Origin of the sequence: Streptomyces sp. NPDC053542, assembly GCF_044544685.1 — a bacterium.
Taxonomy (GTDB): Bacteria; Actinomycetota; Actinomycetes; order Streptomycetales; family Streptomycetaceae; genus Streptomyces.
Genome location: NZ_JBITXL010000003.1, coordinates 417,057 through 430,777, shown reverse-complemented (window position 1 = coordinate 430,777; position 13,721 = coordinate 417,057). Strand labels below are relative to the sequence as shown.

The 13,721-nt window shown below is 72.0% G+C and carries 12 protein-coding genes; 10 read left to right on the top strand and 2 right to left on the bottom strand.

Annotated features, from left to right (window positions below):
• Positions 1–20 precede the first annotated feature (20 nt).
• The 3 genes from ACIGXO_RS09815 to ACIGXO_RS09805 all read left to right on the top strand — a co-directional run bounded on the left by ACIGXO_RS09815 (position 21) and on the right by ACIGXO_RS09805 (position 2,720).
• On the top strand, positions 21–638 hold the full coding sequence (locus ACIGXO_RS09815; RefSeq protein WP_399782875.1) for a hypothetical protein: 618 nt from the start codon (positions 21–23) through the stop codon (positions 636–638).
• 274 nt (positions 639–912) lie between these two features.
• Entirely contained in the window at positions 913–2,409 is a 1,497-nt protein-coding gene (locus tag ACIGXO_RS09810) for a WhiB family transcriptional regulator (protein ID WP_399782872.1), read from the top strand.
• A gap of 47 nt (positions 2,410–2,456) precedes the next feature.
• Complete coding sequence (locus tag ACIGXO_RS09805) at positions 2,457–2,720, top strand: hypothetical protein (RefSeq protein ID WP_399782870.1); 264 nt, start codon at positions 2,457–2,459, stop codon at positions 2,718–2,720.
• Between the two features lie 26 nt (positions 2,721–2,746).
• Here ACIGXO_RS09805 and ACIGXO_RS09800 read toward each other — a convergent pair whose 3' ends face one another.
• Complete coding sequence (locus ACIGXO_RS09800) at positions 2,747–4,204, bottom strand: penicillin-binding transpeptidase domain-containing protein (RefSeq protein WP_399782867.1); 1,458 nt, start codon at positions 4,202–4,204, stop codon at positions 2,747–2,749.
• On the bottom strand, positions 4,201–5,679 hold the full coding sequence (locus ACIGXO_RS09795; protein WP_399782865.1) for an FtsW/RodA/SpoVE family cell cycle protein: 1,479 nt from the start codon (positions 5,677–5,679) through the stop codon (positions 4,201–4,203). The genes ACIGXO_RS09800 and ACIGXO_RS09795 overlap by 4 nt, the downstream gene beginning before the upstream one ends.
• A 226-nt stretch (positions 5,680–5,905) precedes the next feature.
• On the opposite strand from ACIGXO_RS09795, the gene ACIGXO_RS09790 reads away from it, so the two are divergent.
• From ACIGXO_RS09790 to ACIGXO_RS09760, 7 genes are all read left to right on the top strand, one after another.
• A complete protein-coding gene (locus ACIGXO_RS09790; RefSeq protein WP_399782862.1) occupies positions 5,906–7,192 on the top strand; it encodes a cytochrome P450 in 1,287 nt (428 codons plus the stop codon).
• A 176-nt stretch (positions 7,193–7,368) separates the two neighbouring features.
• A complete protein-coding gene (locus ACIGXO_RS09785; protein ID WP_399782858.1) occupies positions 7,369–8,118 on the top strand; it encodes a FadR/GntR family transcriptional regulator in 750 nt (249 codons plus the stop codon).
• A gap of 114 nt (positions 8,119–8,232) precedes the next feature.
• Positions 8,233–9,012 carry a (Fe-S)-binding protein gene (locus ACIGXO_RS09780; RefSeq protein WP_399782855.1) on the top strand — a complete coding sequence of 260 codons (780 nt, stop codon included), beginning with the start codon at positions 8,233–8,235 and terminating at the stop codon, positions 9,010–9,012.
• Entirely contained in the window at positions 9,009–10,565 is a 1,557-nt protein-coding gene (locus tag ACIGXO_RS09775; RefSeq protein ID WP_399782853.1) for a LutB/LldF family L-lactate oxidation iron-sulfur protein, read from the top strand. The genes ACIGXO_RS09780 and ACIGXO_RS09775 overlap by 4 nt, the downstream gene beginning before the upstream one ends.
• Positions 10,562–11,197 carry a lactate utilization protein C gene (locus ACIGXO_RS09770; protein WP_399782850.1) on the top strand — a complete coding sequence of 212 codons (636 nt, stop codon included), beginning with the start codon at positions 10,562–10,564 and terminating at the stop codon, positions 11,195–11,197. The genes ACIGXO_RS09775 and ACIGXO_RS09770 overlap by 4 nt, the downstream gene beginning before the upstream one ends.
• Before the next feature lie 76 nt (positions 11,198–11,273).
• Positions 11,274–12,380 (top strand): hypothetical protein, encoded by a 1,107-nt coding sequence (locus ACIGXO_RS09765; RefSeq protein WP_399782847.1) that lies wholly within the window; start codon positions 11,274–11,276, stop codon positions 12,378–12,380.
• On the top strand, positions 12,377–13,621 hold the full coding sequence (locus ACIGXO_RS09760) for a hypothetical protein (protein WP_399782844.1): 1,245 nt from the start codon (positions 12,377–12,379) through the stop codon (positions 13,619–13,621). The genes ACIGXO_RS09765 and ACIGXO_RS09760 overlap by 4 nt, the downstream gene beginning before the upstream one ends.
• Positions 13,622–13,721 lie beyond the last annotated feature (100 nt).

Sequence of the window (13,721 nt, the reverse complement as noted above, 5' to 3'; positions counted from 1 at the left end):
GAGTGGGGGGAACGAGGCATATGAAGACCACGGAGAAGACCGCCGGAACACTGTTCCGGCGACTCGTGCGCCAGGACCGGGAGGACCACCTCGCGGTGAAACTCCTGCCGCGCGTCGTCTTCGGAATCGCCGCCGCGTTCACCCTGTTCCACGTCGCGTCCTCCAGTGCCGCCGCATTCACCGGTGTCGCCGTACTGCTCGCGGTCGCGCTGCTCTGCTGGCTGCTGCGGCACCGGAAGCAGCTGCTCCTCGCGCTGCTCGCCACCCCGCTCACCGCGGCCGTGACCGGCTACCTGACAGCCGTCGGCGATACGGCACGGGGTGTCACGGGGGATATGATCGGTGGTCAGGCGGTGTTCGGTTACTGGGCGCTGGCCGGCATGGCCCTGCTGGGTGCCTGGATGCTCAAGGAGCACCCGGGACGGCGCGGTGTCACCGTTCTGCTCGCCGACGGGGTACTGATCATCGCCTCGTTCGTGGGTGCGCTGGTGCCGTCGGCGGCCGTGCCGACCGGTTTCCTGGGCGTGCTCACCGTACTGGCGCTGCGGGGCCGGGGAATCACGGTATTGCGTCGCCGGTTGTCGGCATTCGCGGCTTTTCTGCGACGTGCCGGAACTCACGCGCGAACCGGCGACTGAGCGCGCGGTGAGAATTCTGTCACGACTTTGCGTGCAGAACTCTGATCGTTTGCAGTCGCGTTGCACGTCGGAAAGAGCATGCCTTAGAGTCCCGACGAACATTAGATTGTTTCGGGGGATTCAACTTATGCGTACGGTCGACCGTACGGCGCCTGCTGCGCTGTCCGCGCCATCCGAGGATTCGCCGGCTCTGCCGTGTCAGCGACGCTCCGATCTCTTTCACCACCCCCTCCTGGAGAATCCTCCGGTGGGGGACGGAGTTTCGCGCGCGCAGATGCGGGAATTTGAAACGCTTGCCGCTACGGCGCGCGAGATGTGCGCCTCGTGTCCGCTGTGGGCCGAGTGCCTGCAGAGCGCCGTCGTCCATGCCGATCCGTATGGGTACGCGGCCGCCACCACCGCCGACGACCGCCGCTGGATGCGGCGCCGGCTGAAGATCGGAGACGCCGCGGGAAGCCTGCGGCCGGCCGGCGCCGAGCCGGGCACGCTCGGCGAACTGACGCGGGAACAGCGCCGTCATCCGGAGGCCAGCCAGCGCGAAATGGCTGTTCGGCTGGGGTGCAGCCGCAGCACGGTCTCCCGCCGGCTGGCCCAGGTACGGGCCCGGACCGACGAGTTCACCCGGCGCCCGCGCCGCGGTGAGACATCCGGACCGGAGCTCGGCGCGATACTCGACGCCTTCGACGCGCTGCAGGACCATCTGGCCGCCGACCGCGGAATTTCGGTACGCGTCGGAGGCGCGCGGAACACCCGCGCCGGAACCGCGGGAACAGACGCGGCTCTGCATTTGCGATTTGATGAAGCGAACGGGGGATTCATGTCCGGAGAGAGCGAGCGAAGAATCGCGTTCTCACTGGGAGATCCGGCGGCGGCCGTCCGCCAGGCGGTGCTGTGGCCGCTGGCCCGTACGGCGGCACCCGCGCTGGCGGGCGCCGAGAATCTCGTCGCCATGCTCATCGCGGCGCCGGACAGCGGCGTCCGGCCGGAGACGCTGACCAGCGTCCGGCTGGCACGCCGGGCCGTCGAGTCGCTGCTGCCGGACGAGCCGGAGCCGGCCGCCGACGTGGCGAGCCTGCTCCAGGGGTCGGTGTCGGTGGAGCTCGCGACGACGAATCCCATGGCCGCGCTGCGGCAGGCGTTCCTCGTGCCGCTGCTGCGCCACTTGGTGAGCTCGCTCGCGAACATCGAGACGGTGGGCACCATGCTCGCGGCGGTGCCCGGCGCCCGCGCCGCCGTCAAGGAGATCGAGACCATACGCACCGCCCGGCAGTACCTGGAGCGGCAACTGGCCGCGGGGGTCTGGGAGGACGAAGCCGCCGGGCTTCCGGGTGCCGATGCCGGGCAGGCCGCGCCGGACCGGCCGCCGGCGGACGAGGCGGTGGCGTACGAGGCGGTGGCCCCGGCGGCCGCGCCGTCCGGTCCCTTCGCGCCCCGGGCCGCCGCCGGCGCCGCGCATGGCGAAGTACCCGCGGGCCGCCACCTGTTGGACAGCGTTCCGGCTCAGCTCCGCCGCCTCAGCATCCGGGCGGCCGTCGAGCAGGCGGTGACCACCGTCCCCGAGCCCTTCACCGGGCGGGACCTGATCGACGAGGTCGCCGCACGGAGCGGCATCGTGCTGCCCGGTGAGTCCGCCAAGGCCGTGAGCAATGTACTCTCCGCCATGGTCAAGTCGGGGCGTCTGCGGCGGCTCTCCCGGGGGACGTACGTGCGTGCTCAGGGGCCCGCTGCCGAGGCCGGGGCCGCCGGGGTCCCGGACACGCCCGAGACCTGATCCGTGAGGTGGCCCGCGCCCCGCCGGCCCGGAAGGACGACTGCAGCATGAGTGAGATGGCCCAGCCCTCGGTCCCCGCCCACCCGGGCGACGCGCAAGTACGGGTGTTCTCCCCCAACGCCGCGCTGATCGACGGGGTACCGATCACCGCGCCGCCGTACGGCGACATCCAGGAGGTCGTCATCTCGATCCTCCAGCAGCGGGCACAGCAGCTGGGCGGCCCGACGCCGGCGATGATCGTGGACGACCGTTTCGGCAGCCAGATCCGCCTCCTCGTCCACCCCGACGGCGCCACCGAACCGCTGGGCTGACGGCACGGCATACCACGCGACTGCACTTACCGGGCCAGCGCCGCCTTCATCACCGCCCGCGCGACCGGCGCCGCGTTGCCGCCGCCGCTGATGTCGGCGCGGTCGGCCGCCGCGTCCTCGACGACGACGGCGACCGCGACCGCGGGACGCTCCGCGCCGTCCGCCTGCGCCCAGGAGAGGAACCAGGCGTACGGCGTGCCGGAGTTGCCGACGCCGTGCTGGGCCGTGCCGGTCTTGCCGCCGACCGTCGCGCCGGGGATCGCCGCCTTCGTACCGGTGCCGCGGGTGACCACGTCGGTCATCAGCTCCCGCAGCTGCCGCGCGGTGTCCTCGCTCATGGCCCGGTGCAGCCGGCGCGAACGGGTGCGCGCGAGGGTGTCGCCGTGCGCGTCGGTCAGCCGTTCCACGAGGTACGGGCGCCGCAGGTCACCCTGGTTGGCGACCGCGGCGGCGACCATCGCCATCTGCAGCGGGGTGGCGGCCGTGTCGTACTGGCCGATCGAGGAGAGCGCGAGCTGCGCGTCGTTCATGTGCGTGTCGAAGGTGCTCTCCACCACCCGGGACGGGATCGTGAGGCCGTCGTCGTTGAAGCCGAACTTCTCCGCCGTCTCCGCCATGCCGTCCAGGCCGACGTCCACGCCGAGACGGGCGAAGACGGTGTTGCAGGAGACCTCGAACGCGTGCCGCAGGCTCGCGTCCTCGCAGCCGCCCGCCTCGTTGGTGAGCCGGGTGGACGTGCCGGGCAGGGTGTACGGGCTCGGCGTGTCCGTGGCCGCGTCCGGGTCGTCCACCACGCCGTGCTCCAGCGCGGCCGCCGCGGTGACGACCTTGAACGTCGAGCCGGGCGGATAGGTCTCCTTCAGCGCCCGGTTGAGCATCGGGCGGTCGGCCGCGGCGTTGAGCCGGGTCCAGGCGTCGGTGGTGCGGGAGCCGCTGCCGGACAGCTCGCCCGGGTCGTACGAGGGCGTGCTGACCAGCGCGAGGACCTTGCCGGTCGCCGGTTCCACGGCGGCCACCGCGCCCTTCTTGCCGCCCAGCCCCTCGTACGCGGCCCGCTGCAGCGCCGGGTCGATGGTGGTGACGACGTCGCCGGCGGGCTGCTGTTCACGGGTGAGCGCGGTCCACAGGGGCAGGGGCGCGAGCCGGGCGTCGGTGCCCGAGAGCAGGTCGTCCTCGGCGTTCTCCAGCAGGGAGGTGCCGTAGACCTGCGAGGCGTAGCCGGTGACCGGCGCGTACAGCGGGCCCTCGGAGTACGTACGGGCGTACCGCAGCGTCCCGCCGCTGTCCCGCGAGCCGGTGACGGACCGGCCGCCGACGACGATGCTGCCGCGCGGCTGGTCGTACCGCTTGAGGTCGGCGCGGCGGTTGGCGGGGTTGTGCGCGTACTCGTCCTCGTTGAGGAGCTGGACGCGGGCGGCGTTCAGAAGCAGGAGGACGAGCAGGAGCAGGCAGAAGGCCGAGGTGCGGCGGATGTGCCGGATCACCGCGAACCACCCCCGTTCCGGCGCCCGTGCCGCCCGCCGTTCCCGTCGCCGTCCTCCTGACCGCCTCCGTGGTCTCTGCCGCCGTGCTCCTCCTCCGGTACCACGACCCGTGCGATGACCCCGGTGTCCGCGCGGGCCGGCCGGGGCCGCCGGGCCCGGTCGCTGATGCGGACCAGCAGCGCGACCATGATCCAGTTGGTGACGACGGAGGAGCCGCCCTGCGCGAGGAACGGCATCGCCATGCCGGTCAGCGGGATCAGCCCCATCACTCCGCCCGCGATCACGAACACCTGGATCGCCAGCAGCGAGGACAGCCCGACCGCCAGCAGCCGGCCGAACGGTTCGCGGATCGCCAGGCCCGCGCGGTAACCGCGGGCGACCAGCAGGGTGTAGAGGAGGAAGAGCGCGGTCAGCCCGGTGTACCCCAGCTCCTCGCCCGCCGTGGCCAGGATGAAGTCCGACTTCATGGCGAAGCCGATGAGGGCCGAGTGGCCCTGCCCCAGGCCGGTGCCGAGCAGGCCGCCCGCGCCGAAGGCGAAGAGCGACAGGGCCAGCTGGCTCGCGCCCTCGCCCCGCTCGATGCTCGCGAAGGGGTGCAGCCAGTCGGCGACCCGGCTGTGCACATGCGGCTCGACGCTGCCGACGGCGGCCGCGCCGACCGCGGCGAGCAGCAGCCCGACGGCGATCCAGCCGGTCCGCCCGGTGGCCGCGTACAGCAGGACGACGAAGACGCCGAAGAAGAGCAGCGAGGTGCCCAGGTCCCGTTCCAGGACCAGTACGGCCACGCTGACCAGCCAGATCGCGAGGATGGGGCCGAGCACCCGGCCGGTGGGCAACTGGAGCCGCCACAGCCGGCGGCCGGTGTACGCGAGCGCGTGCCGGTTCGCGGCGAGGTAGGCCGCGAAGAAGACGCTGAGCAGGATCTTCGCGAACTCCCCGGGCTGGATGGAGAACCCGGCGAAGCGGATCCAGATCTTCGCGCCGTTGACCGCGGGAAAGAAGATCGGCACGGTCATCAGCACGAGCGCGGCGGCCACGCTGAGATACGCGTACCGCTGCAGCACCCGGTAATCGCGCAGCAGCGCCACCACTCCGATGAACAGGGCCACGCCGACCGCGGACCAGACGAGCTGGGTGGGCGCCGCCTCGTTCTTCGGGGTCTCCTGGTCGAGCCGGAAGATCAGGACCAGCCCGAGGCCGTTGAGCAGGACGGCGATGGGCAGCAGCAGCGGGTCGGCGTACGGCGCGCGCAGGCGCACGGCGAGATGGCCGAGAAGGGCGAGGACGGCGAGCCCCGCGCCGTAGCGCGCGGCGCCGGCGGGCACGGTGCCGTGCCGGGCGAGGCCCACCTCGACGTAACCGTAGACGCTGATCAGGACGGCCGCGGCGAGCAGCAGCAGTTCGACGCCCCGGCGCCTCGGCAGCCGGAGACCGGGGGGAGGGGCGTCAGCCGTCGCGGCCGTGGTCGCGGTCATGCCAGGCAAAGTAGCAAGAGGCCGGGCACAATCCCCCGAGGACGATCATGTTCCGGTCGTGCGTCGGTGTGCGTCGGTGTGTGCCGGTCGTACGTCGGCGGCTCACCCGGGGGCCGCGCGCGGCGGCCGGGGGGACGTCTCAGACGTACCGGTCGTTTCATCTCGTTACCAGTTCGCTGCCAGGTCGCTTGGTCAGCACGGGTACCGGCCAGGCAGTATTGCGGGCATGACCAAAATCCGCTCGGGCGTCACCGCTTGGCTGGCCCGCAGATATCTCGCGCGGACTCAGAAAAAGGGCTTCGATCTATCCCGTATGCCCTTCTTGCCCGAGTCCACCCTCATGCCGCTGCGTCGCCACGGCCTTGACCCGGTGGCCGACTTGTCGGCAGTACGGCAGAAGTCCCCGGTGAGCATGCTTCCCGTGCCGCTCGCCTCCAAGGTGTGGTTGGTCACGGGCTACGACGAGGTGAAGGAGGTGCTGGGCAAGGCGAAGGCGTTCAGCAGCGATTACACCAACCTCGTCGGCAATGCCGGCGCCGACGCCGGGAAGAACCCCGGCGGCCTCGGATTCGCCGACCCGCCGGACCACACGCGGCTGCGCCGCCTGCTGACTCCCGAATTCACCATGCGCCGGCTCGGCCGGCTCACCCCGCGCATCCACGAGATCGTCGAGGAGCGGCTGGCGGAAATGGAGCGCCTCGGTCGCTCGGGTGAGCCCGTCGACATCGTCCATTCCTTCGCCCTGCCCATTCCCTCCCTCGTCATCTGTGAACTGCTGGGCGTTCCCTACGAGGACCGCGCGGACTTCGAGCGGCTGAGCGCGGCCCGCTTCGACCTTTTCAGCGGCGCGAACGCCTCGTTCGGTGCCATATCGGAATCGCTCGCCTATTTCCAGGAGATCGTCAAGAAGGAGCGCAAGGACCCCGGTGACGGCCTGCTCGGCCAGATCGTGCGGGACCACGGCGACACCGTCACCGACGACGAACTGGCCGGTCTCGCCGACGGCGTACTCACCGGCGGCTTCGAGACCACCGCGAGCATGCTCGCGCTCGGTGCCCTCGTCCTGCTCCGCGATCCTGACCACTTCGCGGCGCTGAAGGACGGCGACGACGCCACCGACCGCTACGTCGAGGAATTGCTGCGCTATCTGACAGTTGTCCAGGTGGCCTTTCCCCGGTTCGCCCGGGAGGACCTGGAAATCGGCGGCGTGCCCATCGCTGAAGGCGACGTCGTACTGTGCTCGCTCAGCGGCGCCGACCGGGACGGAAAGCTCGGCCCGGACATGGAGCGCTTCGACCCGCAGCGCAATGTCCCCTCGCACCTCGCGTTCGGCTACGGAATCCACCGCTGCGTCGGCGCGGAACTGGCCCGGATGGAACTCCGCACCGCCTATCCGGCACTGGTCCGGCGTTTCCCGAACATGCGCCTGGCCGTCCCGGAGCAGGAACTGGCCTTCCGCAAGCTGTCCATCGTGTACGGGGTGGAATCACTGCCGGTGCGGCTGCACGGCTGAGACGGCGGGCATCGGTACCGATGCCCGAAGGGGGAAAACGAAGGGGGAAGCGTCCGGCCCGACCGCGGCCGGCGCTGCCATCCACGCACGGCCGGTGGCAGCCGACCGCAGCCATGGATTGTCACGGCGTGTGACATAGTTTTTGTGGAAGCTGCCGGCCGACCAGGGAGTGACGGATGGCTGTCGAATGGCGACCCGTACGGCAGTCCCGTACGCACGAGCTCGTCCTCGAAAGCATCGAGGAGCGCGTGCTGGCCGGCGAGCTCAAGGCCGGTGACCGGCTGCCGCCCGAGCGTGAGCTCGCCCCGGTGCTCGGGGTCAGCCGCTCCGCGCTCCGCGAGGCGCTCCGCGTCCTGGAGACGATCGGCGTCCTGGTCGCCCAGGCCGGCCGCGGTCCCGACGCCGGCGCCCGCATCGTCCGGAACCCCGACGACGCGCTCGGCCGCCTCCTCCGCCTGCACTTCGCCCTCGGCAGCTACTGCCTGGAGGACGTACTGGAGGCCCGCGTCACCCTGGAACGCTCCAGCTTCCGGGCGGCGGCCGAGCGCGCGGCGGCGGACGCCGACGAGTCGAAGGCCGGCCTCGACGAGGCGGCGGAGCTGGTCGCGCGGATGGGCGCGCCGGACGTCGGGGTCCCGGAGTTCAACGACCTGGACACCCGCTTCCACGTCCAGATCGCCCGCAGCTCCGGCAACGCGCTCACCTCGACCCTCACCTCGGCCGTCCGCGAGTCCGTACGCCCGCTGATCCTGCGCGCCCTGGAGGCCGCCGAGGACTGGCCGGCCACCGCGGCCGCGCTCAACGCCGAGCACGCCGAGCTGCTCCGCCTGGTGCGCGCCGGGGACGGCGTCGGCGCGGCCGACCTGGTCGAACGCCACATCCGCGGGCTGCACGGGACCCTGGTCGAGGACCGCCCGGCGGACTGAGCGCCACGCCTGCCCCACCCTTCCTTGGCGCTCCAGCGCTAGTATGGTCCGACCATACAAAGGTCTCCTGAGGTTTCCTCCGAGGTCTTGCCGCGTCCGTCCACCGGAGGTCCCATGCGCATCGGACTCTTCGCCACCTGCCTGGGTGACACGCTCTTCCCCGACGCGGTGCGCGCCACCGCCGTCCTGCTCGCCCGCCTCGGCCACGAGCTGGTCTTCCCGCCGGACCAGACCTGCTGCGGCCAGATGCACGTCAACACCGGTTACCAGCGCGAGCCCGTCCCCCTCGTCCGCGGCTTCGCCGAGCAGTTCGGCGACCCGTCCATCGAGGCGGTCGTCATGCCCTCCGGCTCCTGCGCCGGCTCCGTACGCCACCAGCACGGCATCGTCGCCGAGCGCTACGGCGACGCGGCCCTCCGCGCCGGCGTCGCGACCGTCCGGGCCAAGACCTACGAGCTCTCCGAATTCCTGGTCGACGTGCTGGGCGTCACCGACCTCGGGGCGTACTTCCCCCACCGGGTGACGTACCACCCCACCTGCCACTCCCTCCGGATGCTGCGGGTCGGCGACAAGCCGCTGCGGCTGCTGCGCGCCGTCGAGGACATCGACCTCGTCGAGCTGCCCGAGGCCGACGCCTGCTGCGGCTTCGGCGGCACCTTCGCGGTCAAGAACGCCGAGACGTCCTCGGCGATGCTCGCCGACAAGATGCGGCACGTCACCGGCACCGGCGCCGCGGTCTGCACGGCCGGCGACTCCTCCTGCCTGATGCACATCGGCGGCGGACTCTCCCGCATCAAGGCCGGTACCCGCACCCTCCACCTGGCCCAGATCCTCGCGTCCACGCGCACGTCGCCGTACGTGCTCCCGAGCACCCCGCTGGAGGCCGCCCGATGAGCACCCCCACCTACCTGGGCATGCCCGCCCTCCCGCCCCGCTCCCCGTACGGCACCGGCAACCTCCGTGGCGACCGCCCGTTCCCCCGCGCCGCCCACGACGAGCTGCGCAACGAACAGCTGCGCCGCAACCTCGGCAAGGCCACCCACACCATCCGCGCCAAGCGGCTCGCCGTCACGGGTGAACTCCCGGACTGGGAAGCGCTGCGGGACGCCGGCTCCGCGATCAAGACCGACACCATGAACCGCCTCCCCGAACTCCTGGAACAGCTGGAGGCGAAGGTCACCGAGGCCGGCGGCGCGGTCCACTGGGCGCGCGACGCCACCGAGGCGAACGACATCGTCACCCGCCTCGTCCAGCAGACCGGATCCGACGAGGTCATCAAGGTCAAGTCCATGGCCACCCAGGAGATCGGCCTCAACGAACACCTCGCGGACCAGGGCATCACGGCCCACGAGACGGACCTCGCCGAACTGATCGTCCAGCTCGCCGACGACAAGCCGTCCCACATCCTCGTCCCGGCCATCCACCGCAACCGCGACGAGATCCGCGAGATCTTCCGCGCCGGCATCCCGGGCGTCGATCCTGAACTGGACTCCGTACCGGCGCACTTGGCGGCCGCGGCCCGCGCCTACCTCCGCGAGAAGTTCCTGACCACCCCGGTCGCCGTCTCCGGCGCCAACTTCGGCATCGCCGAGACCGGCACCCTCTCGGTCGTCGAGTCCGAGGGCAACGGCCGCATGTGCCTCACCCTCCCCGACACGCTCATCACCGTCATGGGCATCGAGAAGGTCCTCCCGCGCTACGCCGACCTGGAGGTCTTCCTCCAGCTCCTGCCGCGCTCCTCCACGGGTGAGCGGATGAACCCGTACACCTCGATGTGGACGGGCGTGACGCCGGGCGACGGGCCCCAGAACTTCCATCTGGTCCTCCTCGACAACGGACGCACGGCGGCCCTCGCCGACACGATCGGCCGCCAGGCCCTCAACTGCATCCGCTGCTCGGCCTGCCTGAACGTGTGCCCGGTGTACGAGCGGGCCGGCGGCCACGCGTACGGCTCGACCTACCCCGGCCCCATCGGCGCGGTCCTCACCCCTCAGCTCGCCGGAATGGACGTCTCCTCCGACGACCCCAACAGCTCCCTCCCGTACGCCTCCACGCTCTGCGGCGCCTGCTACGACGCCTGCCCCGTAAAGATCGACATCCCGTCACTGCTGGTCGAGCTCCGCCACCAGCACACGGAGGCCGTCGGCCGGACACCCGAGAAACTGGCGATGAAGGCGGCGGCCGCGGTGATGGGGAGGCCGGGGGCGTACCGGGCGGCGCAGAAGGCGTCGGGCGCGGGCCGCCTGCTCGCGGGCAAGGACGGCCGGATCTCCCACCTCCCACCCCCTTTCAAGGGCTGGAGCGACAGCCGCGACACCCCGGCCCCGCCACGGCAGTCCTTCCGGGCGTGGCTGGCATCCGCGGAGGGCGTGAGCGCGATGCGTGCTGCGGCGGAGGAAGGCGCGCGGACCCGTACCGAAGCCGACGGCCCCGAGGAGGAACAGTGACAGTGACCGCCCGCGAAACGATCCTCGCCCGTATCCGCGACGCCCAGGCCCTGTCACCGGCCGAAGAGGTGACGATCCCCCGCGACTACCGCACCGGCCGCACCCTCCCTGACGCCGAGCTCCTGCAACTGCTGACCGACCGCCTGCTCGACTACAAGGCGGAGGTGCACACGTGTACGGCGGACCGCACCCCCGAGGTGATCGCCGAGGTCCTCCACGCCCACGCGGCCCACCACATCGGCATCCCGCCCGGCCTCGACCGCACCTGGCTCTCGTCCTACGAAGGCGAGGTACACGTCGACTCCGCCGACACCCCCGCCCCCGAACTCGACGCCCTCGACGGCGTGCTGACCTCCTCCGCCGTCACCTGCGCCGAAACGGGCACCATCTTCCTCGACGCCGCCCCCGACCAGGGCCGCCGAGCCCTCACCCTCGTCCCCGACCTCCACCTCTGCGTAGTGGACCTCTCCACGGTCACCCCCGGCATCCCGGAAGCCCTGACCCGCCTGACCCCCACCCGCCCCACCACCCTCATCAGCGGCCCCTCCGCCACCTCGGACATCGAGCTGGAGCGAGTGGAAGGCGTCCACGGGCCACGGACACTGGTGGTGGTGATCCGCACGGACGTCTGAGCCGGACGGACGTGTGACCCGTGCGCCGGGTCCGCGCCGGATAGGATCACCGCCCACCGACACCAAGGGGGCGGAAGTGGCGGGGGAGTGGTGGCGGCGCGGGCGCTCGAAGGGGTGGGCCGGGGCCGTCGTGGTCCTGCTCGTCGCGGGTGGGCTCGGGACCTGGGCCATGGACGGTCGGCCGTTCGCGGGTGACCGGGACCGGTACTGCTGGGGTGCCTGGGAGACGGGGAGCGGGCCCGAGTTCCTGGGGGACTCGGCGGTCGAGGACGGTGGGACGCGGACGGCCCGGGAGACCGCGCCCACGCCGGAGCGGCCGCGTGGCAGCTGTACCGTCGCCCTCCGCTCCGAAAGCGGGTCGGGGGCCCGGAAGACCGAGATCACGGTCACGTACGGACCGGCTCCCAAGGACGCCGCCCGGCGGACGGAGTGGATCCTCACGTACCTGGGTGACAGCGCCGTGCCGCTGCCCGACGGGCTCCCCGGAGCCACCGACGGCAGCCGCGCGCTGCTCGTCCTGCCGAAGCGGTGCGACACCCGCGACGGCCGGCCGACGGCGGTCACGCTCGACTCCGAAGCCCAACTGACCTGGCACGGCGGAAGGTCGAGTACCGGCGCGGGTATCGGCGGTGCCCGTTCGGCCGCCGGACTGGTCGTGGCGGCGGCCAACCGCGGGATGGAGGCGGCGAGTTGCGCGCCCGCGCGCGACATCCGCTTCACCTCGCCCGTACTCACGCTGCCCGAAGGCGAGGAGATCGTCTTCCGGCGCGCCTGCCGCATCCGGGGCATGGAGTTCGACGACGACGCGGCGCGGGGCATGAGGTATCAGGTCGGAGCGGTCACCCGGGACCTCCAGTCCTGCTCGGTCGGGACATGGGGTCGCGACGGCGGCCCCGTCCTCGGTGCTCTGATGGTCGCCCAGCCGCGGCTGAACGCGCTGTTCGACGGCGCGGTGGGCGACGCGGCACCGGCACGCGGCTGGCGCGGCACGGGCCTCCTCGCCGACTCCCACCAGGTCCTGCGGGCCGACTGCGCGGGCCGGTCCACCACGTTTCTGCTCCGCGCCCCGTCCACCGGCGAGGCCGCGGCCACACGGTACTTCGCGGCCTTCGCCAACGCCGTGACACAGCGCCTGGGGTGCCCGCCCGTCGCACCGGCCGCACCTGGGGGGAACGACCGATGACCGCCGACATGAACAACAACGAGGACACCGAGAGAGGTACTTCGGGCGATGGCGCCACAGCCCCTGGTGGCGGTGGCGTACTCGGAACCGGTCCCTTCGTCCCCCGTACGCCCTGGTGGCACCGGTGGCACTGGCGTCGGCTGATGCGCGGCCGGCTGCGGCCCGCGCTCGCCGCCGGGCTCGCCGGGGTACTGCTCGGCGGTACGGCCGTGGCCTGGCAGACGGACACCGGACCGTTCGCGGGCGGGCGACGGGCCTGCTGGTCCGCGCTCGACAGCACGGACGTAACGGCGCTGTTCGGCGGCGAGGACACCGACAACGAGGACACCGGCAACGGGGACATCGACAGCGTCGACACGCCCCTCGACCACGACCCGATCGGGTCCGAGGGCCCGTCGGGCCAGTGCATCCTGCAATCGCCCGACGGCAGCCGGGTCACCGTGCAGGTCCATGAACTCGACACCCGCTTCGGGGGCGCGGGCGACCAGTGGGCGGACGAGTTCCTGTCCGCCCGCCTGGCCCCCTTGGGCGGTGGGCTGCTGGGCATGGCGTCGGACACCCGCGCCTGGCTGGCCGTACCGGACGGCTGTACCGGCAGGTCGCGCACCGGCGACGGGCCGCTGGTGATCGACGTGGCGACGGGCTGGACCGTGTACGACGACGTGGTCGACGGCACGGAGCGCGACCGGCTCGCCCGCACGGTGGTCAAGCTCGTCAACCACTACATGGCGGGGCAGGGCTGCGACGGGACGCTCGCCGACCCGGTGCCCCGGCTCCCGCGGCCGGCCGGCTTCTTCGACGAGCGGGCCGACGCCTTCTGCGGCATCGAGGGGCTGCGGACGTCCGGGCAGGAATGGGCCGCCACGTACCGCCCGATGGTGACGCAGGGCCCGGGCCCCGTCCGCACCTGCGACCGGGATGTCGCGTTCGACCACCCCGGGCTGCGGCTGATGACCATCGAGGACCCCCGCCTCGCCGCCCTCTACCACCGGCAGTCGACGCAGGACGGTTACCAGCTCAAGGCCGCCGACCCCGAGGACGGCCGCGGCTTCTACCGCCCCGGCTTCGCCCTCTTCCAGGCCAACTGCCAGACCGGCGACGTCACCTTCCTCATCCGCACCGACGAGGCGTCCCACGCCCACATCGTCCGCACCCTCTTCCCACGCTACGTATCCAAGGAAGCAACCCGCCTCGGCTGCGCCCCCCTCCACATCACACTGCCGCCCGAGCCGGGTCGGTGACGGGGGCCGCGCCACCCCGATGGCGAGCCGGCACACCAACCTCATTACGCGAACCGCGTGAAAGCCGCCGCGCCATCCGAAGCGGACGGCCCCCGCCGGT